Origin of the sequence: Pseudomonas sp. 7-41, from assembly GCF_021233075.1 — a bacterium.
Lineage (GTDB): Bacteria > Pseudomonadota > Gammaproteobacteria > Pseudomonadales > Pseudomonadaceae > Aquipseudomonas > Aquipseudomonas veronii.
In genome coordinates, this window is sequence record NZ_CP089551.1 from 5,650,427 (window position 1) to 5,674,020 (window position 23,594).

Consider the following 23,594-nt stretch of genomic DNA (forward strand, 5'->3'; position numbering starts at 1 on the left):
CACTCCAGTTGCAAATAGTGAATCTTAGGGTCGGAAAACTCAGTCCAAGGGCGGCACAGGGAGCCCGCGCTTGGCATAGAAGGCATCGACGAAGGCGGCCAATGTACCCTGTTGAATAGCCTCGCGCAAACCAGCCATCAGGACTTGGTAATGACGCAAATTGTGGATGGTATTCAACATGCTACCCAGCATTTCCCCACACTTGTCCAGATGGTGCAGATAAGCACGGGAGAAGTTCTGGCAGGTATAGCAGTCACAGGTGGGATCCAGCGGCGAATCATCATGGCGATGGAACGCGTTACGGATCTTCAGCACGCCTGTATCGATGAACAGATGCCCATTGCGGGCATTACGGGTTGGCATCACGCAATCGAACATGTCCACACCGCGGCGCACACCCTCTACGAGATCCTCCGGTTTGCCAACGCCCATAAGGTAACGAGGTTTGTCAGCAGGCATCAGGCCTGGCAGGTAATCCAGCACCTTGATCATCTCGTGCTTGGGCTCACCCACCGACAGACCGCCGATGGCCAGGCCGTCGAAGCCGATCTTATCCAGGCCTTCCAGCGAGCGCTTGCGCAGGCTTTCATGCATGCCGCCCTGGACGATACCGAACAGCGCCGCAGTGTTGTCGCCGTGGGCGTTCTTCGAGCGCTGGGCCCAACGCAGCGACAACTCCATGGAAACCCGCGCGACGTCTTCATCGGCCGGGTACGGCGTGCATTCGTCGAAAATCATCACGATGTCGGAGCCCAGGTCGCGCTGGACCTGCATCGACTCTTCCGGGCCCATGAACACTTTGGAACCGTCGACCGGCGAGGCGAAGGTCACGCCCTCCTCCTTGATCTTGCGCATGGCGCCCAGGCTGAACACCTGGAAACCACCCGAGTCAGTGAGGATCGGGCCTTGCCACTTCATGAAGTCATGCAGGTCGCCGTGCTTCTTGATCACTTCCGTGCCCGGGCGCAGCCACAGGTGGAAGGTGTTGCCGAGGATGATTTCGGCGCCGGTGGCGACGATATCGCGCGGCAGCATGCCTTTGACGGTGCCGTAGGTGCCGACCGGCATGAACGCCGGGGTCTCTACCGTACCGCGCGGAAAGGTCAGACGACCGCGACGGGCTTTGCCGTCAGTGGCCAGCAATTCAAACGACATACGACTCATAGTTGTTCCTCTGGGCCGCGTGGCGCCGGATTACGGGTGATAAACATCGCATCACCGTAGCTGAAAAAACGGTATCCATTGTCGATGGCAGCCTGATAAGCAGCCATGGTTTCCGGATAACCGGCAAATGCCGACACCAGCATCAACAGCGTGGATTCCGGCAAATGGAAGTTGGTCACCAGCGCATCGACCACATGAAACGGCCGGCCTGGGTAAATAAAGATATCGGTGTCGCCGCTGAACGGCTTGAGCACGCCATCACGCGCCGCGCTTTCCAGGGAACGCACGCTGGTGGTGCCCACGGCAATCACCCGCCCGCCGCGCGCCTTGCACGCGTTGACCGCGTCCACGACGTCCTGGCTGACTTCCAGCCATTCGCTGTGCATATGGTGGTCTTCGATGTTATCCACACGCACCGGCTGAAACGTGCCGGCCCCCACGTGCAGGGTCACATACGCGCTCTCGACGCCCTTGGCGGCGATCGCATCCAGCAGCGGCTGGTCGAAATGCAGCCCGGCCGTCGGCGCGGCGACAGCACCGAGACGCTGGGAATACACCGTCTGATAGCGCTCGCGGTCCGCATCTTCGTCGGGGCGGTCTATATAAGGAGGCAACGGCATATGGCCGACGCGCTCCAGCAGCGGCAACACTTCCTCGGCAAACTTGAGCTCGAACAACGCATCATGACGCGCCACCATCTCGGCCTCGCCACCGCCATCGATCAGCAGAGTCGAACCCGGTTTCGGCGACTTGCTGGAGCGCACATGGGCCAGCACGCGATGGCTGTCCAGCACCCGCTCCACCAGAATTTCCAGCTTGCCGCCGGAAGCTTTCTGGCCAAACAGCCGCGCCGGAATCACCCGGGTATTGTTGAACACCATCAAATCGCCTGGGCGCAAATGCTCAAGCAAATCAGTGAATTGACGGTGTGCGAGGGCACCGCTGAGCCCGTCCAGGGTCAGCAGTCGACTGGCTCGACGCTCGGCCAAAGGGTGGCGGGCGATCAGCGAATCAGGGAGCTCAAAAGTAAAGTCAGCAACGCGCATGATGGGGTTCGTCTAGCAGGGCCGGGAAGTCTAGCGGAAATAGTCAAAATTGACCATGAAACGTGATTGACCAACGGTAATCTCATCTCTATACTTCGCCGCCATTGAGCCCTGATGGCGGAATTGGTAGACGCGGCGGATTCAAAATCCGTTTTCGAAAGGAGTGGGAGTTCGAGTCTCCCTCGGGGCACCATCTTAAAAAAAGACCTTGAAATTCAAGGTCTTTTTTTTCGCCTGTCGAAAAGTGGGCAACCAGCAAAATCCCCGACCAGCGCAACATCAACTTGAAACACAGCCCCTTGTGGGCGCTGGCTTGCCTGCGATAGCGTCAGCCGCAACACCCTCAAACCACCAGACTAACTACCCGCCACTTCACCCTCCTCTGTCACCCCATTGGCCAACATCCCATTCGCCAAATCATCCACCACCGCCTTCGCCATCTCCCCCAAATAATGCGCCGCCCAGGCATAACGATCCGCGCCCGTGTCCATGGCGGCATCCAACGCCAGCAGTTTTGAACAGTGGAGAAGTTCGGAGGCATGCTCCAGCGCATCGCGGATGGGCACGCCGGCGTTCACGCGGAATAGTCGGTGAAGGTTGGGCTGCTTGCCACAGGTGGAAAAGGTGATGACGCCGAGGGTTTTGTTGAGGGGTGGGTTGATCATTGGGCACCTCCTGGATGGGCGGAGGTGTGGGTGGTGGGGTTGTGAGGGTATGGCCTGTCAGAAATGCTCATTGCTTAAGCTCCTAATATAGTGAGCCTATTGTTTCTCGGATTCTCAAGTCCGGTCGCTGGGTTGGAAGCGACGGGGAGGAAGTTAGCGCAGGAGCGATTGGGGTTGAAAGTCAGTATCTGTGGCGAAAAATTTCCGTTAGGTCGGTCGGGGACGCCGATCCCCCCAGATGCAGGAAACAACCGGGGTCTGCCCCCGATTACCTCCGGGAAAACGTGTTGGTTTAATGGGCATCAGAAATGACCGTGTGCGCCGACGCGATGGCTGATATCTTTCCCGCGCGCCCAATCGCGTCCAATCGACGCCGGTCCCATCAAGGAAGATAAAAACAATGAAAGTAGTGCTCATCGCTTCGCTAGGAATGTTGTCGCTGACTCAAACATCACTATCCTTCGCGGATAATGCTAATGGAAAAAATCTCTATCTACAGCGATGCAGCATGTGCCATGGAATGGATCTCAAAGCAACAGGACCGCTGGCTAAAAAAAGTAATCCGCCGACGCCTGATCTAACAACGCTCGCTTTCAAAAAACGATTAAATGATTATCCGGGCGTGATTGTGTCTTCGATAATACTTCGCCCAAATGGCGACTTAATTCCAAGGACCTTGCGTGAGAACGGAGTAAAGCTATCGCCGCACTCATGGAGCGTTAAGGATTTTCGCGATTTAAATCAATACATGGGTGGCGTTATTTCAAAAACCCGATGACCGTCGAAGTGCCTGGTCCTGTGCTGTCTGCGTGGATTGACATGACGCTTTAAGCGCTCTGCCAACAGTTCAAACTCGATACCTTTGCTACAGATTGGCCTACGCTGGAGCTGCAGGCTGCCGAGAAAGAAACGAAGAACGCGCTGCGGTTATCGCAGGAACTCAACGGCTCAACAGCCACATGAACGGTGATTTTTAGAATAGCTAACATGACGACCAAGCCTTCTGCGCAAGTATCCCGCGCTGAGTACGCGCGACGGATAAATCGTGTACTCAACTACATCGATGCTCACCTCGATCAGCCGTTAGATGGCGCGCAGTTAGCCGACATCGCCAATTTCTCGCGCTTCCATTTTCATCGAATTTTCGCCGCATGGATGGGCGAAACGCTTGGCAGCTATGCACAGCGTCGACGGCTCGAGAAGGCGGCCTTCCGGCTGTCCTGTGGTAGCCATGAAACAGTACTTGAAACAGCGTTGGCCACCGGCTTCCATTCGGGTGAAGCGTTTGCGCGAGCCTTCAAACTCAAGTTCGGCTGCACGCCATCGACCTGGCGCTCCACGACTCTTCAGCGGCTGAAAATGCAGGCGTCCGCGATCGGACAGCAACCAGGCAACCAAGAGAGCAATCCTGATCAGGTCTTCAGCAATATCCATCAGGAAGGCGAGCCCGCGCTCGGTGAATCTGACGTCTCTTATCGGCTAACGGAAACTTGTGCCATGGATGTACGTATCGTTGATTTACCAAAAGCACGCGTCGCGTATCAACGTTTGATCGGACCATATGGGCCCGCCATCGGCGAATTTTGGCGCGGCACCATTGCCCCGTGGATGCACTCAAATGGCCTCAGTGATGAAACGTGTTATGGCATAGGTCATGACGACCCGTCTCTCACTCCAGCCAACAAGTGCCGCTATGACGCGTGCGTCGAAGTACCCGCTCATTTTGTTGCTAGCGGCCAGGTAGATATTCTAACTCTGCCGGGCGGCCGTTATGCCGTAGCGAGTTTCAAAGGGAAAGCTGAGGTTTTAGGTAACGCCTGGATGTGGCTGACGCGTGAATGGATGCCGTCCAGCGGACTACAATGCGACGATAGGCCTTGCTTCGAGATGTTTTCTGCGACCACGGCACTTGACCCCCACACCGGTGAGTTTAGTTGCGACATCTGCATTCCAGTGCGAGCGCTGTAACGCAACTCCCGCGTGCCGCATCGTTTAGGGGCGTGAGCGCATCGCATTCACCAGCCACTATCGTTATGCCATGCAGCTGCATGGCATAACGCAAAATCGAGCAAGCGATAAGAGCCCATATCTCTAACGACGCATTCGTTAAAATCCCTCCTTGATCTAGTTGCACAGGTGAAAATCAGACGAGTTAATTCTCTTCACTCGAAATGGTTTACGGCCTAAAGCGGGCGATCACGACCAGTAGCTATGGGGCGAGAGCGGGGATTCGGAATAGGCCGCATCCGGCCAATAGCTGCCTGTCGGAACCGGCTGAAATAGCCCCAGAGCGGTCATCTCCGCGTTCCAGTATTATCATGCCGATCTTCGGACTATTTATTGGTAGGTTGATCCATGGTCAGAAGCGTTAGGCTTCAAAAAAAACTGCATACACGGCATCTGATCGAGACAGCTGAAGAGGTGGTACTTGATGACAGCCTTGTTGGAAAGCTATGGGCGCTCAATCAAGGTGACAGATTTGAGTTGAATTCAGCTTCTCTCACTTTATGGGCTGGCTGGTGAAATGACTGCATGAGCAAGCCTGAACCGGCCAAGTATAAAACGAGTAGCTGGTCACTTTCTTCCCGCGAAATAGAATTCCGAACCGCTAGATTTGGATAGCGGACTACAGTGATCGCTTTAGAGCGATAAGGCGTGGGCCTTCACGCTGCCAAGCAGCTCGACGCCATCGATGGCGTTTGAGCTCAATCGCGCAGTCGGCAAGGCTGAGGGGGTTGACCAAAGCCATCACAAGCCAGATCGCCGAGCCGTTGTATGTGCCGTATGATGACGCCGCCAGCAATCGGGCAGGTGAGTTGAAACGGCCCGCGTGGATATCGATAGACTGGACGCTTCGATTTTTTAGGATGAAATGCTCATGTTCAAAGCTGCCCTCGCTTCCTTGCTGTTGACCTGCACTTTTTGCACTCACGCCGGTACGACGGTCGATGTGTCGAAGATTTACGGCAAGATCCAGTTCGTGAACAGCTATCCCGACTACAAGGTGAAAGTGGTGAATCAGTACCCCGACCTTAAGGTAAAGAAGGTGGTTTCCTGGCCGGACTCTGTTGGCAAATGGCAAACCGTCGACAGCTACCCCGACTACAAGATCCAGATCGTCGATTCCTATCCGGACTTCACTATTGAATATGTGGAGAGCTGGCCTGGGGTCAATTGATCGCGGCAAGCCGTTGCAGGTGGCCTGAGACGGCTTGTTGGGCGGGTTGGCCAGGGCAAGGCGTTTCACGATCGAGCAATTTGGCGGTGAGGAGTACGCCCAGTTCGCTCAGTTGATGGATCGCCAGGGCGATGTCGCGGTGTTTGCCGTTCAGGTCTTCGTACAGGTCGAGCAGCAGTTGAACCGCCTGCAGGTTATTCATCCTGCGATAGATCAGTGATGCCTTCGTACGTCTCATCTCATGAGTGCCATACATGGCTGGATCAAGGCCAACGGCCTTCACCCAGCCTTTGACGATACGAGCGTATTGGCGAGTGGATAGATGGACTGTGTTTGTTCAGTAATCTTGAACTGCACTGGCCGCTGCGTTTTCTCTATTTCCCAAGCACCAGCATTCGCAAGTGCTTTGCTCAGCGTCGAAATTGTGAGCGTACTATCAGCTTCCAAGCACAGATCAAGACTCATGAATCCTCCCTTTTCCATGGCTGCACACTTGCACCAAAATTTTTGAGTGCGATCTTCTCGACAGTGTATTTGGCTAGCGGTTTGAATGTCTGCTTCTGGCCGATTTCAGCCAGTGGCGACCGGCTGAAATCGACCCACTGCTGCCGTTCGCATACGACTTTACCGTGCCCAATCGCACAATAGGCTTCCCACCAATCACAAAGGCCTTGGTGACTTGAGAAAATTTTCAGCTATCTGTCCAATCGGTTGGATGAGCAGATCTGCGATAAAAAAAGGCAGAGGTCAAGACAGTTCTGTTACACGTCTGTTGGCATACCAGGCATACCAAAACTTTTCGACCACGTTCGTGCTCGTGGTGCCGGTTGAAACCGTTAACCACAACGCTCTGGACTACCTGATTACAGCTCGGTTTCGCTTCCATGATTGCAAGCTGAGGCTGACGGCCAAGCTTACAAGCTGCCAAAGCGGACGTTTGTTATGGGTGGACCAGTTTGATGAGAAACAGGCCCCCAGACCATGGAGTGGCAGCAGGAGGTCGCTGCTTCTATCTGTCTGGCCGCCCGTCGGGTTTTACCGCTGACCTAAACAATCAATCCAGTATCAAAATCAGCGCGTCACGCTCGGAGGCTCGACTGCTCAGCATGTCAACCGCCCTTGACCATGCAGACTTCGCCAGCACAGCCCCTTGACCTGACCAATTCGGAACAATGCCGCCGAGAACTTCTTCGTGACGCGCATGATCGATGAAGAAATAATCGCGAGTTGAATTCAACTCCATGGTCAGCTTGGCGCATTCATCGGGACCGAGAATACCTACGATATCAGTGAGGCCAGTGAATATCGCTTCCAAATCTTTTCTCTCCGCCATAGAAAACAAGATTGTTGCTGGCTTTCCACGAATAAGGTCAGTGATTCGCTCGTTACTCCACCCCGCATCCGTCAGTAGAGCCTTCAGAATCAAATGATACGGAAGCTCACCGCTTCGACCTAGCGAGAGTACTGGATGACAATGCCCAAGTAGGCATACCAGCAATTGCTTTGCCGGGCGATCACTCTCTTCCTCATCGGTAAGCCAAGAAGGGCTAAAACGCACTGCCTCTAAAGCCTCCGCCATCACATGGGACGGCTTTCTGCACGCCTCAGCTGATTTTTGGTGCAACCGAGCAATGACTTCATCTGGGGTTCCAGCGAGATCTTTTTTGAGGACATCGCTTGTGAATGAATAACAATAATGCAGAACAGCCATAAGACTCTCCTAAAAAAAGAAGAGGTGCTAACCAGACACCTCTTCTCAATTGACTGTAGTTCTAATCAGTCATCACAATATCAATTGCGCTCTGGCAGTACTAATTTGGCTGTGCCGGAGTGAGGCATTGAGAAGGACTGCCTCCGGTATAGCCGACATTTACCTCCGACGCATTGTTTGCAATCACAAAGTTCGTGATATCAGCCGGGACAGCCGGCGCGGGGTCCTTGGTAATGCTCCAATGCCCCAGCCCTCCGTGCTGAGGAGAGTAAACGCCAATATATCCGGCCATATTGTGGATCGGACCCTGGTCGCCCTGATTGAACGGCGGGTTGACCCCAACGACAGTGAACCGGACCTTGCAAGGCTTTCCGGGCACAATGAAGTTTGCTGCTTCAAATGTGGACAGACCATCCTCGTCAATCCTCCATTGCGCATCTGCTACCTTCGCATAAGTGGCGTTTTTTCTATCGATCGCTCGGAACACGTTAACATCCGCAGTCGCCAGCGTGCTGAACAGCGAACCGGCACAAAACAGCACAATCAGATTTTTACTTTTCATGTCCATTCCTTAGGGCTTAAGTCGAGACAAATCAGATCATCAGACATTCTAGAAATCTCCAAGTGATAAGGCCTCCGCTGGCTTGGATCGCAATGTCCTGCAATCACTACCGCGGCTGACCGTCGTTGCCGTCATTGGCTGCGACCATTTGAGATTCGCGAACTCCCCTGCTTCTGGTAAGTAACGTTACAGATACACCGTGTAACAGCTCGGCTGTTACCCACTAAAAACAAGCGTAGCAATGGGTGACTCGGTGGCTACGAGCCAGAGGTGCATTAATATTTTCATCACAGATAAACCACTAGATAATTTTCGTAAGATCACCCTAAAAAGTTCCAATCTTAAACCACGCTAATTTGTGAAAAATAAGCAAGACCAATAGTAATGAAACACTAAAGACGACTCTGAAATTACGCGACAGACCGCCCATATGTGTTAACGCCAATGCAGAATTGACCCGCGAGCTGACGTGAGACTGACCCACCTTTAAATCAACACAAATCTAGCAAAGGTAGTGGCTCGCGAGGAGTCTGACCGGGTCAGAGATATATCGGCAACTAGGGCAATTCGGCGTCGGCGCCAACACCATGCTCTCTGTAGTTAAAAATCAGTCTATTGGTGGACTTGCCCCTACAAAACCGGACACCAACTCCCTGTTAAATTGATGCTGCCGCCAAGCGCCTGAACTCCCTCGGCGAGCGATAGTTCAAAGCGCTGTGCGGATGCTGCTCGTTGTAGTGTTCGAAGGCAATTGCCAAGTTACGCAGCGCCGTTTCCCAATCCGGCTTGGGCATGTGCGCCACGTAGTCACGCTTGATCGTCTTCACGAAGCTCTCCGCCATCCCGTTGCTCTGCGGGCTGCGAACTGGCGTGGTCACCGGCTGCAAACCGATCTGCCGAGCAAACAGCCGCGTCTGTTCGGCGGTGTAGGCGGAACCGTTATCGCTGAGCCATTGCACCGGCGTCGCGGGCAATTGATCACCGAAGCGCTTCTCCACGCTTTCCAGCATCAAGTCGCGGATATCATCGCCGCTGTACCCGGTCGGGCTTGCCACCCAGCCGATGGCTTCGCGATCACAGCAATCGAGGGCGAAGGTCACGCTCAGTTTGGCGCCATCCTCGCAGCGGAACTCAAAGCCGTCCGAGCACCAACGCGTATCGCTGGTTTTCACGGCAATACGGCCTTCGTGCCGACGCGGCACGCCGGGCTGTTTGAGTCGACGCTCCAGCAGCAAGTCGTGATCACGCATGACCCGGTAAACCCGCTTCACATTGATCGCCGGCAGCGAATGGGTTTCACGTTCCCGACGCAGTAATCCCCAGACACGACGGTAGCCATAGCTGGGCAACTCGCTGACCTGCTGTTGGATTTCAACCACCAACTCAGCGTCGTCCACAGGTCTGCTTCGCCGTGTCTTGGGCGATACCGATTGCTTGATTCGAACCGTTAATTGCGAGCGCGCCACACCGAGACATTCGCTGACCAGCTTCACTGGTCGTCCCCCGGCAACAAGGGTGAGTGCGCAATCCATTTTCGCGACCGGGCGATCTCCACGGCCTCTTTGAGGATTTCGGCTTCCATCGTTTTCTTGCCCAGCATCCGTTGCAGTTCACGGATCTGCTTGAGCGCATCGCTCAGCTCGGAGGCCGGCACCACGGCTTCGCCAGCACTGACCGCCGACAGGCTGCCGTCCTGATACAGCTTGCGCCACAGGAATAACTGGTTGGCATTGATGCCGTTGCGCCGAGCGACGACCGACACACTTTGCCCTGGCTCAAGGCTCTCGCGAACCATGGCCAGTTTTTGCTCCGGGCTCCAGCGGCGTCGCCGCTCCTGGCCCAAAAGCTCCCCACTCTTATCGTTGCTATTAGTCATAAACATAACCGTTTGCCTATCCCTTATCGTAAGGGGGAAACGGTGTCCTGTCTTTCATGGGGCTCGTTCAATTGGAGCGTTTGTCAGCTTGAGCTAAGTCGTTGATAAACGTTTTTTCATAGGCTTCAGTCTGGCTCTCTCCAAAACCAGCAGAAATGGACGTCACCGCAAATTCGTCCCACACTGCAAGAATTACTTGTCACTGCATTTGTTCCAGAATCGACCCATTTTTCTGACGCAGTAGCACGTTAGTGGCACAACCTGGGTAAGTATCGTTACCGTAGCGCTACTTCGGGTAGGGCCCACATTCGAAGGCGTTAAGGGATAAGTCAAAATGAATACTGGCCTGGTTCTGTTCATTGAAGGGTACTTCGAGGTAACGACTGATTTGAAAGGACGAACGCCCTTGTGTCGATGCGTTGGCATAGGACAGATACGGCGATACAGACTTGAGCACGCTGTTAGGCAATACGCTGCCGCTGCTGATATTGCTGCCGATCAGCGCCCATATAACGGCGGCCGGCTGCGAGATATAGCGAGATTGAAAGGGGTTGAGGGTGAAGCCATTGATCGGCGACGGTGAAGCAGGCTTTCCTGTGTCACTGTCATAGATAAATAACGCCTGCCCCGTGATCAGCGGTTTCGCGTTAGGGGGTGCGTCGTAGTAGATACCCACGCTGCCGTCCTTGCCTTTGCCGTTTCCGTTAATTTTATAACCGTTGAAGCTGTACGCGTTGCCATACAAGACAGGGCTGGACACCCCGATTTTAAAAGCCTGTGCGGAGCTGACGACACCGTGGGCAACATAAATGCTGGTCTTCGGTTCAATGACCACCACCATCGAGTCCGTGATAGGCGGCGGTAAATTAATAGCCACTACGCTGTTGTCTCCTTCAGACGAGGGGTCGGGTACAACGATGACAATGGACTGGTTAGTGGCATTCAAAAATTGCCGGGCTTCAATGTTCAGATAAAGCGTCAGCCGCAACGGCGCCGCGTGGCAAACCTGAGTCAACAGGCCTGTTATCAAGCAGGCACACAACAGTACGTACGGTCTGTATTCACACACAGGCATCTCCCGCCAGATAGAAAAACACCCGTTTCCGCCAGGACGGACACGGGTGTAGTGCACCTATTTAAAATCCGGTCACTTGGCCGAGTTGACGATGGTGCCAATGGTCGAGCCGGAACTTACGGGGGAAACCGAAGGTTTACCTTTCAGGTTGGTAATGGCAAAGGTGCTGGGCAGCACTTGCATGTCATATTTGCCCACGCTCGCGGAGAACGAGAAGGTGCACCCAGGCGCCGAAACGCTGGCTTGGACATTACCTGACTCCAGGCTCTGTTGCGCTGCAACCAGCAAAATGGTTTCCAGCGGCTTCATCATGATTGAACCCTGTGGGTTCAAGGTAAATGCGCAGAACGGCAAGTACTGTTCGCCTCCTGAAGGGGTAGTGACAAGGCCGGCAAGGCCCACTGTCAGCGGTGGCGTACCCGCAGGCCGATTATTGAACAGCCCCAGGCTATCAGCGGGAACATTGCTGACCCCGCCTGAAACGAAGGTGCCGTCAGAGTTGAATGTTTGCGCAATGCCAAGTTCGAGGGGCCGGGACAGGGATTTCATGAGAATCGTTGTATTGGCAGCGATATCGGCCTGGGTGCTGACGTACAACTTGTATTTAGGTTTGTAATAAATGTCGACGATGCCGAACTGGTCGCCGTAAGGGACCGAAAACCAGGTCGGTACGCCAGTGGTTAGCTGGTTGGGGCCAACGGCGCCTTTATAAGCCAGCAGATTATAACCCTGCGCCTGTAAAGCCGCGAGCACGGCCTGTTGTTCGGAATTTTCAAAGTTGAACTCAATAGTGTACGTAGTCATTTTTTCACCTGTTAATCCCTAACACATTAAAGTTTGTCAGTCGTTCATTCCGCGCGACTGGCTATTTGAATCGCCGGGAGGCTAATCAGTGGTTAGCGCATTCCAGTGGTTCGAGGGGGAGCGTATGAATAACGCGATGTTTTTATAAGTATCGTTACAGTAACGCCGTGCCGCTGTTATGGGCTGAGTGCTCCGAAAGAATACTCGCATGCATTGCCAGGAAGCCTTGTAGTGCATAACAAATAGACGACGCCAGTTCTTGTTGATGTGCAATGGCCGTATACGCCGCGCGATTGAACTGTTCCGACCAGGCCACATAGCCTGTTGTTACATCAATCAGGCGTACTGACGTTCTGATCCGTTCCGCGTCCACGTGGACACTGCCCTCCAGACGGTGACCGATGCCGTTGCAGGGCACACTGTCGAGTGATTGCGCAGGGTGAATGCCTGCACAAGTAGCTGCGGACTCGACGATGATTTTCCTGTCGAGCTTTTTGTACAGGTGGTGGGTCAATTCCTCATGCAGCCCTTCGGTAAAGCATTCCCACCTCGTTTGTGAAGACAGGCATTTGAACGGGCAGATACAAAACGCATGGCTGGGCGCAACCCCGGTGGCGTTTGCTGACTGGCGCTGGAAGGTGGGCATGTAGCAACCCAGGGGAATCACGATCCTGACCTTGGCGTTACGCCCGAATGTTGCGTAGTAATTCCTCAGCTTTGCCCGCAAGCGCCCCACCTGTACCCGAACGACCGGGTCTTCGCCCGTGCTGTACGAACATGGGTCGCGGTCAAATACGCTGATGCCGATGGCGTATTCGCTGGTGTCGCGCACCGACTCGACGATGGCCTGTTCAACAAGATAGTTGAGCAGGCGACTCATGCGCGGAGAGTGTTTGAACATGTCGCTGGATAATAAAACGTCTCTGGCGGATTTAACGTCAATGAGTTCTATAAGGTCGCGACCAAAATAGCGGATGTCGTTGTCAGTCATAGCATTACTTCCCCTGCGTCCGTTCATAGAAAAAGTTTGCGCATGCCGAATGACTGAGTTTGATACTTATTTGGGCAGCCGTGCATTCGCCAAGTAGCATGATCTATAACTGCTGCCCATTGTTTTCGAATCAAAACTCTATTCTTAATTTTGTATTCGCAAACGTTTTCAACTTGCTCGGGGAGTCTAGCGTCTAATCGACTGACGACTAAGTATCGTTACCGTAGCGCAGGGCTACCGCGAGGGGCTTGTAGAACGGCTGCCCGAGCGGGCAACCGAGGGGTCATGAGAGTTAGAAGCACCTCCTTGTACGTTGATTCAGATCCTGCACAGTACAGGGTGCCAGCTTTGTCCCTCAACGAGCTATAGAGGTCAGGGCTGTTGATCTGGTCTAAGCGTTCGGCTTGAAGCAGGCGCTAGAACGATAACTGGTTGTGCCGTTGTGATCGTAAGTACTTAGTCGAAAGGTTTCTGAACGTCCGCAACGGGTCGTTTTTTGCCGGTCGCGAAGGACAGCTTAGGGTCGGTTGCCGTTCTGCGCGACGGGCAAAAAACGGCCAAAAGGGGCCTTTGATAGACAGTAGTTGATGACGAAATTATCACTGTGGCTCTAATTCTGACCATAAACCTTTGCGTCCCATGCCGGCCATTAATGTCCCGAAGTCTTCAAAATTGCAGACATTCACCTCAATCTGGCTCGCCCACGTTGCTTCACACTCGTCGCACACCCACAGTAAAAGTTGTGTAGAGCAGACCCGCATTGCTCGAACGTCACCTTGACCGCACCTTTGGCATTTAATCAGCATGGAAATAATCTCTGACAGGACCCCGGTGTAGTCTAATCCGATCGGGCGACTGTCGTCCGCGGCGACAGGCAGAGGTTGTCCAAAAGCAGAAATCTAAAGTGTCCACTAGAGTGGGGGCTATTCAGATGAGTGCCTGATGGTCGGCACGCTCTCAATCACCCTGGCGTCGTTCCGGGCGCGCACGCCGGCACTCTGGTCTCGGTGCTATTGCACACCTCGGCGAAAGCCGTGAATATCTTGAGGGGCGTCGTGACAAGCCTGTGGCTGTTGAGCTGCGCTGCCTTCGACTCATGTTGGAAATAAAAAATAGAGCATTCAGGGAATGGAATATCCTTCATTTGAAAACGAGCCAAAGAAAAAAGCTTTCTGGGCGGCGACGTGCCTGATTTTGGTGGTGGGCTGGATTATTTATATGCTTTGGGCTAGTCGCATTGGGACTCGAATCGTTTTAATGGCGTCGATTCCTGAGTGGACCACCTATATAGTCGTTGGCTGTTTGGTTGGACTCGTTTTTGCCGGACGAGCAATTTACTATCGCCCTGACGGAAGAGATTTGAAGCGAGTTGCCGACTCTTTTGTGGGGGGCGTTTGTCTGGGTCTTGTATTATCTTTAAATAGTTATAAGGTTTTTACTTATCTGTTGCCTGGCGAGATTGTTCATTATGAATCAGCTTATGAGCTACATATTCCGGGACCTTCCTTTGGAAGGTCTGGCCGGTGTGAGGCGGGCTTGCGGTTTAAGGATTTAAATACTGAGCGCTGGATTGAGCTGTGCACCACTGAGTTGGAGTTCAACGAACGAAGGAAAAAAGGCATGGATGTCGTTTTGGTGACTGCACACTCCAATAAGATAGGCTCTTATATTGTTGGGTATCAGTTCATTTATAAATAAATTATAGTGGAGTCGCTTCCATAGACCTCAGTGCTTAATCAGCCTGTAAGTAACTCTGGCAGCACTTTGATGTAGCCTACTACCGTCGTCCGCATCATAGCTGTTTTCTGTCATAGACGACAGGCAGAATCGACTCAAAAGCGGCTTCCGACACCGACAAAAATCCACAACTGTTTATCAGCCCTCGGCTAAACGGTCGTGTAACCTGACGGCTGCACCCTGCACGTTTAATGAGTTCTGACAAAGTCTTGTCTTGGCTCAGCTACGTGGAAACCCCGACTACCTTACGAGACACCATGGACTCTTCATTTGACGAATTGATCGATAGGGCGATGTATCTGGGCGTGCACCAGGTTGCATACCCAATTGATATCTTTGGTATTGCCAGATTGCTGGCAGAGCATGCGTCCGATGATGCAGACTTTGAAAAAATACTTTTGCTGGTTTCAGATCCCGAGAACCATTTCACTCGTTGGGCTGCCATACGCGCCATTGGTATCCTGGGGCCCGCGTCTGTTGCCAAAGCACGCGCAACGCTGGAAGCCAGGACAAGGCTTGAGGATTTTCCTCTCGCTCGACAAGAGCTTTACAGTGCGTTGGGTTCGATAACAGATTGAGAGTCCATGGTTTCAGCGTCAAGGCAATCGACAGGCGGCTTTTGGCCGATAGCGGTCGGTCTGTAAGCATCGGCCGAAGGGCCATGCTTTACCCCTGGGTGTCTTCGCGGAGCGGTTTCGCCTTTGTTGAACCCGCAACGCGGAAGGAGCCCAGGGGGTGCTGTTGGTCGATGGCTGCCTTTGGCAAAGGGCTGCTATCGACCCAGGTTGTGTGAAAACGAGCTGGAAGCAGTTAACTAAACGTGATGCAGACTGGTTCCATCTCTACCAACGAATTTTCACAGGCCCCTACGAGATCTCGCACACAGTAAAGTCTCCATCCCTTACCTGATCCCCACTTTGCCGCGACAGGTTCAAGCGAAGACTCTTCCTCCTGCGTTGCGCGAGCCCAATCATCGTGCCCGATCTCAGCGATCAATTGAGCCTGGTAGACCTGTAAGAATGGAAGCAAGCTTTTCGCTTGTTCAACCTCTATGAGGACAAATTCTGCTGTATCGAGTTGCTGTTTAACATTTTCGACCAGTTCGTGAGCCTGCAACGGGAGTGCCTCTAACACAACCTCCAAGGCTGATCCGGATTTGTCAGCACTTTGGAAGGTGCCGCAGATGATGTTCCCTCCTGCCATATCTTTCCCCTATCGTGGCTTCGAAGCTTGGATTAGGCAGCTCGCGATTACGTGTCTAACGTCGATTTTTTGCTGGTCTACGCCCGTTGCGAGCGGCCAATTAATCCAAGGCTTGATGAAAAATCCTGCGATTCTCTGACCTTCTGGTGGTCGAGATAGTGACGGGACCTTTCAATCATTTCTTACCTGTTTGAGCCAGTTCCAGAAAGGATCACTGGATTCATGCGCGTCCATGCTTGTTGTGCTTGAGATGAGATCTGATGCGCGCGCCGGGACGCTGAGGCCAAGCGTGCGTTCCACGTAAGCCCGCAATGCCCTAGGTGGTGCGGGGTAGTCATCATCTGCGTATTGCTGCTCCCGCAGTTCGGCCGGTGTTCTCGTAAACTCCTCTGGCCAGCAGTGCTCGTTGTAACCGATGGCCAGTAAGCGAATCAGGTCTTGCGTACTATTGGTCAAGACGCAGAGCATGTCTGATCCCGAGCCCGAGCCAAGATGGACGATTCGCTGCTGATCGTGGTCGTCCAGCCATAACCCTGCCCACGATCCATCGCCACCAGTCCTGAGGAATATTGATAGCCGCTCGTTTACTCTGGGATCTTCGCAGGCCGTCCATCGAGCAGTATCGGCGGAGTCCGGAACGTGAAAGGCGGTGATAGCGCTGTTGTTGTATTCAGGTTCGGGATGCAAAGTCATGTAGCGGCCCCCGGTCCGATAGTGACGGACGCAGCCTAGTGCTTCCAGGAATTCCATGGTCTGTCGTAATACTGGAGGTACCGGATTGCTTGCCGGGAAGGCGGCTACTAATTCGTCGGTGAAGTTCATGTCTTTCCTGACCATTGTCTTTAGCGAGTATCGTGAATGAAGGTGGATTGCTATGCCCGGAATATATCGCCATGTGCCACCCAATGCCCGCTTCTGGCCGATTTCTGCCTGTCATATCCGGCAGAAGTCGACCACTAACTGACTGCCAGCCAGAAGAAAAGGCAACGTTCACGAGAATCGGCCTCGGCAAATAAATCCCCCCTCTCCCCTCATTGCTCTAGATCGAACATCCTCGCGAACCGGTCATACCGTCAACCGATAGGTAGACTGCACCAACCCCGAAGCAAAGCTGCAGCTGGATACCAGTTCCAAGTCAATGTCCTGCTGAAGGGCCCCAAACAATCGCCTTCCCGATCCGATCAGTACGGGAACAGTGGTAATCACCATATCGGCGACTAATCCATCGCGCAGGAAGGATTGCACCAACTGCCCGCCATCGACATAGACACGATGCACGCCTTGCCCATCCAGTTCGGCCATCAGGTCCCCTGGTGCGAGGTTTGAGAAGCGCAGCTTGCCCTTCAACGCCTCGGGCACCGGCGTAGCGGCCAGTTGTTCAGACAGCACCACGACGGGCCGGTCGTAGAACCATGTGTCGAAGGTCAGCACCTTCTCATAGCTGCCTCGCCCCATCACGATCACATCCTTGTCGGCAATGAAGGCGCAGTAGCCATGATCTTCAGTCGGATCATCACGCTGCAAAAGCCAATCAATGTCGCCATCTGGCCGGGCGATGAAGCCGTCCAGGCTGACGGCGATGAAAACATGTGCAGTGGCCATCAGGACCTCCTAATTGAAACGACGTTTATTCATCCTTGATCATAAGCAGAATAAAAGGTTCGCCTTCGCTGACTGCCGTTCAAAATTTCAGATTTAACGTAGATGCGCCCACTTCAATTTTGGCGAAGCGTTTTTACACACTCTGGGCCAGCAGCGGACACTTGGTATGGATCGCGGATATCGTACATACACTACTCAAGAGCTATACAGACCTGTTCGAACCAGGCGGCAAAGGTTGGCCAACTTTCGTCTGTACTTCCGTTGTGGGACCAGTATCGAACAACACCAGCCTGCGATATGCAGAAGTAGTCGCTGTTGTCCTCAATGAAAGGCAACCAATCCCGAGGCACTCCCTGGGCCCAGGCGGCTTCGGTAATTTCAAAAATATCCAGATGGCTGCATCCTCCCAAAATCACCGCGGGTTCAAATGCGGCGTTTGCGACATCGCTGCCACCTTTCAGGAAGCGGATATATTCATCGGGAAAGCGAAAATTGAGCCTGCTCTCTGCGTCAGCAATTTCAGCATCTGTTGGAATACGAAAAGGATTGTCTGTCATTCGTTCAAGTCCGAGTGTTGATCAGTATCGTGCGGTGGACGATAGCTTATTCAATCAGAGAGTGTAGAAGCCCGCTTGGGTCGACTTCTGCCGGTCGCAATAGGCCGGGACGGGCAAGAAGCAGTCGTTCGTCTTTTCCCCAAGCGCCGGTGCTACGGCTGCTGCCCTCTTGTCTTTCCTCCAAGCCCCGCGCTACCCTCGACACTGTTAAACACCGTTCGCAAAAGGAATTGCTGCAATGGTGTCTAACCGTTTTTACTTCCGCCCTCCTCGTAAATACTGCACTCCAGAGCGGCAGCGCACGTCCGCCCAAAAATGTTATGCACCCATTGATGTCTATTTATAGTTAGGCATTTTTATCCGACCTACGCAGGATCCATGTGAAGAAAGCAAAAGCGATTACCAAAAAGAAATCATCCGGCCGTGGCTTTGAGATGTCCTCGTTTTGTGGGTGGGATGGAGAGACTTTAGTTCTGAACATACTTGGAACTCCGAGCGCCAAAAAGGATGCCATCGGCAAGGCGAAAGGAAGTCAACTCAAGATCAGCGTCACCGCCGCACCCGTAGCAGGCAGGGCGACTGACCATATGGTTAAGTTTCTCGCCCGAGAGTTTGACGTCTCGGTTTCTGACATCACGGTTGTGTTCGGTCGTTTTAATTTGAACAAGCAAATGCGTATAAGGGCGCCCGGAAGCTTACCTGCCGTAGTGGCCAAGGCCCTGTCAGAAGCAGAAAGCACCTGACCATTCGCTACGGGCGCGATGCAGCCTAATGAGCCGTCCTGCTGTCATGGACTGTTCCAGTGTCTGCTTGCAATAAAAGGGGGGGACAGATTTATTTTCTGCACTAAGCGTCCGCTTCTGGCCGACTTCGGCCTATCGCAACCGGCAGATTACTCTTTCTCCAGCGCGATACGTCCAAGCCGACTTGGTGAAAGACGACATTGAGGCGTTCGCAGCCCTTTGGACTCTTCAGAGTCTGACCCCGATTACCTGCTGAAAGACACCCACTGAATCAGTGATCAACATCCCGGCCAGGTACACCATCAACACCGCCACACCCGCATCCAACCAGCGCCACACCACTGGCGCCTGGAACAGCCGCGTCAAACGCTGACATCCCAGCGCCAGTATCACAAACCACACCAACGATGCCGTCATCGCGCCACTCGCGAACAGTGCTTGTTGGCCGGTGGGTTTGGCTGCGCCGATCGAGCCGATCAGCACGACGGTATCAAGCCAGGCGTAAGGATTGGCAAACCCGAGCACCAGTGCGGTGCGCAGCAAGCCTCGTTGCGAGTGACCGCCTTGCGTGTTGGGCATGGACTGGTTACGTAGGCAGGCCAGCAAGCGTTGACCGCCAAACCAAAGCAAATACGCCGCACCGGACAGCAGCAACAGCGCCACCACACCCGGCCGACTTCCCAGCAATGAACCCAACCCTGCGACGCCAACAGCGATCAGTAGGACATCGGCGAGTACGCAGATAGCAACCACGGCCCAGATCGGACCCCGGCCCACACCTTGGCGGATGACCAAGGTGTCTTTCGGACCAGGCGCGGCGAACAGCCCCATGCCCAAAAGCAAGCCTTCGAGGTAAAGAGCGTTGAAGTTTAGAAGCATGGGATGTTCGAACCCGCTAGAATATTAGAGAAGTTGAATCGGTTGATTACCGAACTTGGTGTGCGGACGTTTATGGCACTATTTAAATTGATGGTTGCGAGCGGGAAAAATTTAGCAGCGTTTGAACAAAGGAAAATGAATCTTTAGTGGCCTGAGAGATTGCTGAATATCCATCAACAATTTTTTTGTAGTCCTGCAGCATGGCATCAGACATTTGCAGGATGCCGAAGCCTGATCGAACAATGGATTCACAGCACGTTTTTATTTGAGTCATCGCTATATCCAAAGATGATTGTAAAGGAATGCAACACACACAAGGTTCGCAAGCATGCGAGAAACCACGACACTGGATGTAGCCAACCCAAAAGGGACCTATCCATGTCCTTCACCACGTCGCTAGCAGGTCGCAAGTGTGCATCGCTCGATATACGTAGCGGCGAGCAGGTTGTCCTTTTTGGCGAACAACGTGACGACTATCACCAAGGACCGGAGATCAACACTCGAATATGAACATCAGAACACGCGATACGCTTCGAGCCTTGGTTATGCGACGCAGCCGAGAACTGGGAAAGCCCCTGACAGCCCTGGCCAAAGAAGCCGGCATTTCCCGAACCTACCTCTACGGATTGACCGGCGGAGCCTCACAAGATCCCTCAGTACGCACCCTGATCAAACTGGCCAAGGCGTTGCAGGTTTCGCCGCTGCTGTTATTCCGCTACTTCGCCGACCTGGCTGGCGCACCGGGCGATGCCTGTTCAATGGCAACCACTAATCGCGCCACCGGCCTGCGTGACCCCAGCGACATAGCTGTCTTCAACGCGGATGTCACCACCCCAGACCAGACCGTGGTGCTGCCCGGTGAGACGTTTCAGAAAACCTGGGAGATCCAGAACCTTGGCGCCCGCCCGTGGCGCGGTCGGAAATTGGTACGGGTCGACGGCGAATACGTAATCGCTCGCCGCAGCGCGTCCGGCGTTCCCTTGGAAGTGGTGATGGACACCCACCTGCGCAGCCTGAACAACGAAATCCCCATCGCCGACACCCTGCCCGGCCAGCCGGTACGTATCAGCGTGGAGTTCGGCGCCCCAAGGGAGACCTGCACACTCACGTCGATCTGGCGTATCGAAGATGAACAGGGCCAGCCTTGTTATGGACCCGCCTTCATCCTGCATGTAATCGTCAACGTCATGGCACGTTAAGGTCCGACGGGAGCCCCACAAATCTGTCCAAAACTCTGTGCCTGATGACGGGCGTCTATCAATGTAGACCGCAACGGCATTTACACCTCCATAAAAATAAAACCTCGACTACTGTATTAAACCAACTAACCCCCTCTTCCTTATTACACAAAATCAAAAAAACACATTGCACGCCCCTTCAACTCATCCAAAAGTCTTAACTCCCTACTAATAGGTCGTGGTTTTGCAAACAGACGTTGACGCATTTATCCCGCCAGGAATAAGGAACTCCAAAGGGGCTGGCGGTTTATCTCAATGGTGTGCGGATCAATGAAGCGTTCCGCGATACCGTGAATTTCGACCTGGTGCCCTGCGTGGCCATCGACTGCGCTGATGCATGCCGGTTTCAATGTGAAGTTCTGAGTCGCTCAGCGTCTGAACCAATCCGGTACAGGCCCCACCGCGTCCCCTACGTCACCTGCGCTTCCTCCAACAGCCAACGCGCAAATACCTGGATGGGCGCGCGGCTCAGTTCAAGCGGTTCGGGTAGCACGAGGCAAAAGGCCTTGGCGACATTCTTCTCTTGTGGCCATGGCGCGACCAGCCGGCCTTGCGCCAGTTCGGCTTCCACGTACAGGCGCGGTACGAGTGCCACGCCGAGCCCCGCCAGCGCGGCTTCGATCAGCATCGCATGCAAATCGTAACGCGCGCCCATCGCGGCGTTGCTCAGGACAATCCCGGTTTGCTGGGCGTAACGCTGCCAGGCATCCGGGTTCTGTCGTCGGTGTAATCGCGGCAATGAATCCAGAGCCGTTGCCTGCTTGCCCGGCTTCAGCAGGCCAGGGTGACAAACCGGAATTAACACTTCGTTCAACAGGCGGTGCGTCTGCATGCCCGTCCACGCCGGGTGCTCAAAATGGATGGCGGCATCAAAACCGCTGCCGGCTAGCACGAACGGTTCCATACGTTCCGAGAGGTGCACGCAGATATTCGGGTGTTGCTGGCCAAAGCCGGCCAACCGCGGAATTAGCCAGCGCAGGGCAAAGGTTGGGCTGACGGCGATATCCAGGCTGGCGCCGTCGCTGGGCTGGCCCATCAAATACTGGCTGTCCCTGTCGAGCCGGTCGAGTAGTTCGCGCACTTGGGCCGCGTAGCGCTCACCGTTGGGCAAGAGCCGCACACGGTTGCCAACACGCTCGAATAACGTGACCCCCAGAAACGCCTCCAGACGGCCTATCTGCCGGCTGATGGCGCCTTCAGTCAGGGCCAACTCGTCTGCGGCACGGGCGAAACTGCCATGCCGGGCTGCGGCTTCAAAGGCCATCAGGGCAGCGTTACTCGGGAGCTTTCGACGCATGGGCATTCCTGGTTCAAGTCAAGGCCTCCACCTTGATGTTTAATCACTGAAGAGTGCCGAAAAGTCGTTTTATGGATCATTACCGTGTCACTAGCATGATTAAACATCAACCAACGAAGTGACATGATGATTTATACAGTCGAATGCAACTACGCTGACTCCGCCAGCGAAGCTGAGTGGAATGCGTTTTACAGCCTGGAAAAACTGCCAGCGCTGATCTCGGTGAGCGGATTCAGCTCCTCGCAGCGGTTCAAAGCCTTGAGCGGCGATTGCCCGGCCTACCTGGCCCTGCATTCAGTCGACACGCTTGCCGTATTGCAGAGCGACGAGTACCGCCAAAAAGGGGGAGGCAATTTTGCCCGTTGGCAGTCGCACATCACTGATTGGAAGCGCAACCTCTATGCCGGGCTGGACCGGGCAGTTGGCGTGGGCGCGGACGAATTCCTGTTGGTCAGTGAACAAGGCCCTCAAGTACTGATTGGATTAGGCCTTACACCTGTAGCGCTGCACGCGGTTGCGTTGGACAAGAACCCTGCACACCGTTGGCTGGCCAAACTGGGCTGCACTCAGGCAAGGGCCAGCGATCTGCAGGGGCTGAAGGTATATAGCGCAATGACCATGCAGTTAGTGTCATGAGCCACGCGGACATAAATCACTGGAGGCTTGCCGGCCGGCACAGTGATCTAGGTTTTACCCCGAAGGGTCTTACCGGATGACCAATCACCTTCATAGGGGCCCGACTTAGCGGCCTCTTGTTCGCGTTTAACCTTCTCGTCGGTTTGCTGCCTAAGTTTGTTTCGATCACACAGACAACATCACTACTCAATCAACGCCGCGCAGCCTGCGCCCATCCGGCCCATACAACTTGTTACCAATAACCGAATTCAAAAACCCGACAACCCGCTGATTACTCGCCATCCGCAGCCCCAACGCCTCGCCATTGGCGATATTAAGCTGCCGCGCCCGCCGCGCCAGTGCCTGCACTTCCCGCCAGGCCGCGACGCAATCGGCATCCTGCGCCGCCTTCAGCGCCCCCTGCCGCCCTGCCCCATAGCCGAGCTTCAACTGCGCCCCAGACCGAATCGCTTCCAACTGCTCCAGCTTCTGCAACGCCGCCTGCTTGCACGCCGTCAGTTCCTGCAGCTTTTCACCGTCGACCTTGGCCTGGGCCAATGCACGCCGTTCCAGTTCCAGCCAGTCGATCAGTTCGACGATCGCCTGCTGCTGCAACTCCAAGTGTTTCGCCAGACTCATAGGTACCTGCTG

Annotated in this window: 25 protein-coding genes, 1 tRNA gene and 2 pseudogenes; 9 read left to right on the forward strand and 19 right to left on the reverse strand. The window is 54.2% G+C overall.

The window, feature by feature from the left end; all coding sequences use genetic code 11:
* Positions 1–39 precede the first annotated feature (39 nt).
* The gene (tgt, locus tag LQ249_RS25645; protein ID WP_010565220.1) at positions 40–1,155 is read right to left on the reverse strand and encodes a tRNA guanosine(34) transglycosylase Tgt; all 1,116 of its coding nucleotides are present in this window, start codon (positions 1,153–1,155) and stop codon (positions 40–42) included.
* Between the two features lie 5 nt (positions 1,156–1,160).
* The gene (gene queA / locus LQ249_RS25650; RefSeq protein WP_017846191.1) at positions 1,161–2,210 is read right to left on the reverse strand and encodes a tRNA preQ1(34) S-adenosylmethionine ribosyltransferase-isomerase QueA; all 1,050 of its coding nucleotides are present in this window, start codon (positions 2,208–2,210) and stop codon (positions 1,161–1,163) included.
* Positions 2,211–2,318: 108 nt separating this feature from the next.
* Here queA and LQ249_RS25655 point away from each other — a divergent pair.
* Positions 2,319–2,403: transfer RNA gene (locus tag LQ249_RS25655), tRNA-Leu, on the forward strand.
* Positions 2,404–2,566: 163 nt separating this feature from the next.
* Here LQ249_RS25655 and LQ249_RS25660 read toward each other — a convergent pair.
* Positions 2,567–2,875 carry a DUF3077 domain-containing protein gene (locus LQ249_RS25660; protein ID WP_017846211.1) on the reverse strand — a complete coding sequence of 103 codons (309 nt, stop codon included), beginning with the start codon at positions 2,873–2,875 and terminating at the stop codon, positions 2,567–2,569.
* A gap of 400 nt (positions 2,876–3,275) precedes the next feature.
* On the opposite strand from LQ249_RS25660, the gene LQ249_RS25665 reads away from it, so the two are divergent.
* The 3 genes from LQ249_RS25665 to LQ249_RS25675 all read left to right on the forward strand — a co-directional run bounded on the left by LQ249_RS25665 (position 3,276) and on the right by LQ249_RS25675 (position 6,053).
* The gene (locus tag LQ249_RS25665; RefSeq protein WP_232565970.1) at positions 3,276–3,653 is read left to right on the forward strand and encodes a cytochrome c; all 378 of its coding nucleotides are present in this window, start codon (positions 3,276–3,278) and stop codon (positions 3,651–3,653) included.
* A gap of 209 nt (positions 3,654–3,862) precedes the next feature.
* Positions 3,863–4,843, forward strand: coding sequence for an AraC family transcriptional regulator (locus LQ249_RS25670; protein WP_046382169.1), 981 nt, complete (start codon positions 3,863–3,865; stop codon positions 4,841–4,843).
* 910 nt (positions 4,844–5,753) lie between these two features.
* Positions 5,754–6,053, forward strand: a complete 300-nt coding sequence (locus tag LQ249_RS25675; RefSeq protein ID WP_232565971.1) for a hypothetical protein — start codon at positions 5,754–5,756, stop codon at positions 6,051–6,053.
* Here LQ249_RS25675 and LQ249_RS25680 read toward each other — a convergent pair.
* From LQ249_RS25680 to LQ249_RS25715, 9 genes and pseudogenes are all read right to left on the reverse strand, one after another.
* Positions 6,046–6,231, reverse strand: a pseudogene (locus tag LQ249_RS25680) (DUF6124 family protein); the annotation flags it as partial. The gene LQ249_RS25675 and the pseudogene LQ249_RS25680 sit on opposite strands and share 8 nt — an antisense overlap.
* Positions 6,223–6,378 (reverse strand): annotated as a pseudogene (locus LQ249_RS31855) (integrase); the annotation flags it as partial. The pseudogenes LQ249_RS31855 and LQ249_RS25680, both read right to left, overlap by 9 nt.
* Positions 6,333–6,518: a hypothetical protein gene (locus LQ249_RS31860; protein WP_376740630.1), complete on the reverse strand. Its 186-nt coding sequence runs from the start codon at positions 6,516–6,518 to the stop codon at positions 6,333–6,335. The pseudogene LQ249_RS31855 and the gene LQ249_RS31860, both read right to left, overlap by 46 nt.
* Positions 6,519–7,107: 589 nt before the next feature.
* Entirely contained in the window at positions 7,108–7,764 is a 657-nt protein-coding gene (locus LQ249_RS25690) for a hypothetical protein (protein WP_046382167.1), read from the reverse strand.
* Positions 7,765–7,864: 100 nt separating this feature from the next.
* A complete protein-coding gene (locus LQ249_RS25695) occupies positions 7,865–8,326 on the reverse strand; it encodes a hypothetical protein (protein ID WP_232565972.1) in 462 nt (153 codons plus the stop codon).
* A gap of 656 nt (positions 8,327–8,982) precedes the next feature.
* A protein-coding gene (locus LQ249_RS25700) for an IS3 family transposase (protein ID WP_442962247.1) occupies positions 8,983–10,202 on the reverse strand; the annotation gives its coding sequence in 2 pieces (ribosomal slippage) (positions 8,983–9,857 and positions 9,857–10,202; 1,221 coding nt in all).
* 286 nt (positions 10,203–10,488) lie between these two features.
* Entirely contained in the window at positions 10,489–11,232 is a 744-nt protein-coding gene (locus LQ249_RS25705; RefSeq protein ID WP_227778716.1) for a hypothetical protein, read from the reverse strand.
* 117 nt (positions 11,233–11,349) lie between these two features.
* Positions 11,350–12,081: a hypothetical protein gene (locus LQ249_RS25710; protein WP_046382164.1), complete on the reverse strand. Its 732-nt coding sequence runs from the start codon at positions 12,079–12,081 to the stop codon at positions 11,350–11,352.
* Between the two features lie 154 nt (positions 12,082–12,235).
* Positions 12,236–13,072: a hypothetical protein gene (locus tag LQ249_RS25715; protein ID WP_046382163.1), complete on the reverse strand. Its 837-nt coding sequence runs from the start codon at positions 13,070–13,072 to the stop codon at positions 12,236–12,238.
* 1,128 nt (positions 13,073–14,200) lie between these two features.
* Here LQ249_RS25715 and LQ249_RS25720 point away from each other — a divergent pair.
* A complete protein-coding gene (locus tag LQ249_RS25720; RefSeq protein ID WP_017846752.1) occupies positions 14,201–14,770 on the forward strand; it encodes a hypothetical protein in 570 nt (189 codons plus the stop codon).
* A 296-nt stretch (positions 14,771–15,066) separates the two neighbouring features.
* Positions 15,067–15,387: a hypothetical protein gene (locus LQ249_RS25725; protein ID WP_017846753.1), complete on the forward strand. Its 321-nt coding sequence runs from the start codon at positions 15,067–15,069 to the stop codon at positions 15,385–15,387.
* A 232-nt stretch (positions 15,388–15,619) separates the two neighbouring features.
* On the opposite strand, the gene LQ249_RS25730 is transcribed toward LQ249_RS25725, so the two are convergent.
* The 4 genes from LQ249_RS25730 to LQ249_RS25745 all read right to left on the reverse strand — a co-directional run bounded on the left by LQ249_RS25730 (position 15,620) and on the right by LQ249_RS25745 (position 18,171).
* Positions 15,620–16,012, reverse strand: coding sequence for a hypothetical protein (locus LQ249_RS25730; RefSeq protein ID WP_046382162.1), 393 nt, complete (start codon positions 16,010–16,012; stop codon positions 15,620–15,622).
* Positions 16,013–16,183: 171 nt separating this feature from the next.
* Positions 16,184–16,834, reverse strand: a complete 651-nt coding sequence (locus LQ249_RS25735) for a hypothetical protein (RefSeq protein WP_052735757.1) — start codon at positions 16,832–16,834, stop codon at positions 16,184–16,186.
* Between the two features lie 243 nt (positions 16,835–17,077).
* A complete protein-coding gene (locus LQ249_RS25740) occupies positions 17,078–17,614 on the reverse strand; it encodes a dihydrofolate reductase family protein (RefSeq protein ID WP_232565974.1) in 537 nt (178 codons plus the stop codon).
* A gap of 191 nt (positions 17,615–17,805) precedes the next feature.
* Complete coding sequence (locus LQ249_RS25745) at positions 17,806–18,171, reverse strand: SMI1/KNR4 family protein (RefSeq protein WP_017846748.1); 366 nt, start codon at positions 18,169–18,171, stop codon at positions 17,806–17,808.
* Positions 18,172–18,551: 380 nt separating this feature from the next.
* Here LQ249_RS25745 and LQ249_RS25750 point away from each other — a divergent pair, with 380 nt between their 5' ends.
* Positions 18,552–18,914: a DUF167 domain-containing protein gene (locus LQ249_RS25750; RefSeq protein WP_017846747.1), complete on the forward strand. Its 363-nt coding sequence runs from the start codon at positions 18,552–18,554 to the stop codon at positions 18,912–18,914.
* Between the two features lie 228 nt (positions 18,915–19,142).
* On the opposite strand, the gene LQ249_RS25755 is transcribed toward LQ249_RS25750, so the two are convergent.
* On the reverse strand, positions 19,143–19,793 hold the full coding sequence (locus LQ249_RS25755) for a LysE/ArgO family amino acid transporter (protein ID WP_057005266.1): 651 nt from the start codon (positions 19,791–19,793) through the stop codon (positions 19,143–19,145).
* Positions 19,794–20,338: 545 nt separating this feature from the next.
* Between LQ249_RS25755 and LQ249_RS25760 the strand changes: the two genes are divergently transcribed.
* Positions 20,339–20,992 (forward strand): NBR1-Ig-like domain-containing protein, encoded by a 654-nt coding sequence (locus tag LQ249_RS25760; RefSeq protein WP_232565975.1) that lies wholly within the window; start codon positions 20,339–20,341, stop codon positions 20,990–20,992.
* Positions 20,993–21,440: 448 nt separating this feature from the next.
* Here the strand turns inward: LQ249_RS25760 and LQ249_RS25765 are convergent, their stop codons facing one another.
* Positions 21,441–22,328: a LysR substrate-binding domain-containing protein gene (locus tag LQ249_RS25765; protein ID WP_057005268.1), complete on the reverse strand. Its 888-nt coding sequence runs from the start codon at positions 22,326–22,328 to the stop codon at positions 21,441–21,443.
* A gap of 126 nt (positions 22,329–22,454) precedes the next feature.
* Here LQ249_RS25765 and LQ249_RS25770 point away from each other — a divergent pair, with 126 nt between their 5' ends.
* Entirely contained in the window at positions 22,455–22,964 is a 510-nt protein-coding gene (locus tag LQ249_RS25770; protein WP_332840625.1) for a sugar ABC transporter, read from the forward strand.
* A gap of 186 nt (positions 22,965–23,150) precedes the next feature.
* Here LQ249_RS25770 and LQ249_RS25775 read toward each other — a convergent pair whose 3' ends face one another.
* Entirely contained in the window at positions 23,151–23,582 is a 432-nt protein-coding gene (locus tag LQ249_RS25775; RefSeq protein WP_046382158.1) for a flagella synthesis protein FlgN, read from the reverse strand.
* Positions 23,583–23,594: the final 12 nt, after the last annotated feature.

Excerpts from the sequence above, each read along its gene's own strand:
- LQ249_RS25725 (WP_017846753.1), top strand. The coding sequence starts at position 15,067 with ATGGACTCTTCATTTGACGAATTGATCGATAGGGCGATGTATCTGGGC.
- LQ249_RS25735 (WP_052735757.1), bottom strand. The coding sequence starts at position 16,834 with ATGAACTTCACCGACGAATTAGTAGCCGCCTTCCCGGCAAGCAATCCG.
- LQ249_RS31860 (WP_376740630.1), bottom strand. The coding sequence starts at position 6,518 with ATGAGTCTTGATCTGTGCTTGGAAGCTGATAGTACGCTCACAATTTCG.
- LQ249_RS25670 (WP_046382169.1), top strand. The coding sequence starts at position 3,863 with ATGACGACCAAGCCTTCTGCGCAAGTATCCCGCGCTGAGTACGCGCGA.
- queA (WP_017846191.1), bottom strand. The coding sequence starts at position 2,210 with ATGCGCGTTGCTGACTTTACTTTTGAGCTCCCTGATTCGCTGATCGCC.
- LQ249_RS25710 (WP_046382164.1), bottom strand. The coding sequence starts at position 12,081 with ATGACTACGTACACTATTGAGTTCAACTTTGAAAATTCCGAACAACAG.
- LQ249_RS25755 (WP_057005266.1), bottom strand. The coding sequence starts at position 19,793 with ATGCTTCTAAACTTCAACGCTCTTTACCTCGAAGGCTTGCTTTTGGGC.
- LQ249_RS25740 (WP_232565974.1), bottom strand. The coding sequence starts at position 17,614 with ATGGCCACTGCACATGTTTTCATCGCCGTCAGCCTGGACGGCTTCATC.
- tgt (WP_010565220.1), bottom strand. The coding sequence starts at position 1,155 with ATGTCGTTTGAATTGCTGGCCACTGACGGCAAAGCCCGTCGCGGTCGT.
- LQ249_RS25660 (WP_017846211.1), bottom strand. The coding sequence starts at position 2,875 with ATGATCAACCCACCCCTCAACAAAACCCTCGGCGTCATCACCTTTTCC.
- LQ249_RS25715 (WP_046382163.1), bottom strand. The coding sequence starts at position 13,072 with ATGACTGACAACGACATCCGCTATTTTGGTCGCGACCTTATAGAACTC.
- LQ249_RS25770 (WP_332840625.1), top strand. The coding sequence starts at position 22,455 with ATGATTTATACAGTCGAATGCAACTACGCTGACTCCGCCAGCGAAGCT.
- LQ249_RS25775 (WP_046382158.1), bottom strand. The coding sequence starts at position 23,582 with ATGAGTCTGGCGAAACACTTGGAGTTGCAGCAGCAGGCGATCGTCGAA.
- LQ249_RS25675 (WP_232565971.1), top strand. The coding sequence starts at position 5,754 with ATGTTCAAAGCTGCCCTCGCTTCCTTGCTGTTGACCTGCACTTTTTGC.
- LQ249_RS25765 (WP_057005268.1), bottom strand. The coding sequence starts at position 22,328 with ATGCGTCGAAAGCTCCCGAGTAACGCTGCCCTGATGGCCTTTGAAGCC.
- LQ249_RS25745 (WP_017846748.1), bottom strand. The coding sequence starts at position 18,171 with ATGACAGACAATCCTTTTCGTATTCCAACAGATGCTGAAATTGCTGAC.
- LQ249_RS25730 (WP_046382162.1), bottom strand. The coding sequence starts at position 16,012 with ATGGCAGGAGGGAACATCATCTGCGGCACCTTCCAAAGTGCTGACAAA.
- LQ249_RS25695 (WP_232565972.1), bottom strand. The coding sequence starts at position 8,326 with ATGAAAAGTAAAAATCTGATTGTGCTGTTTTGTGCCGGTTCGCTGTTC.
- LQ249_RS25690 (WP_046382167.1), bottom strand. The coding sequence starts at position 7,764 with ATGGCTGTTCTGCATTATTGTTATTCATTCACAAGCGATGTCCTCAAA.
- LQ249_RS25720 (WP_017846752.1), top strand. The coding sequence starts at position 14,201 with ATGGAATATCCTTCATTTGAAAACGAGCCAAAGAAAAAAGCTTTCTGG.
- LQ249_RS25665 (WP_232565970.1), top strand. The coding sequence starts at position 3,276 with ATGAAAGTAGTGCTCATCGCTTCGCTAGGAATGTTGTCGCTGACTCAA.
- LQ249_RS25760 (WP_232565975.1), top strand. The coding sequence starts at position 20,339 with ATGCGACGCAGCCGAGAACTGGGAAAGCCCCTGACAGCCCTGGCCAAA.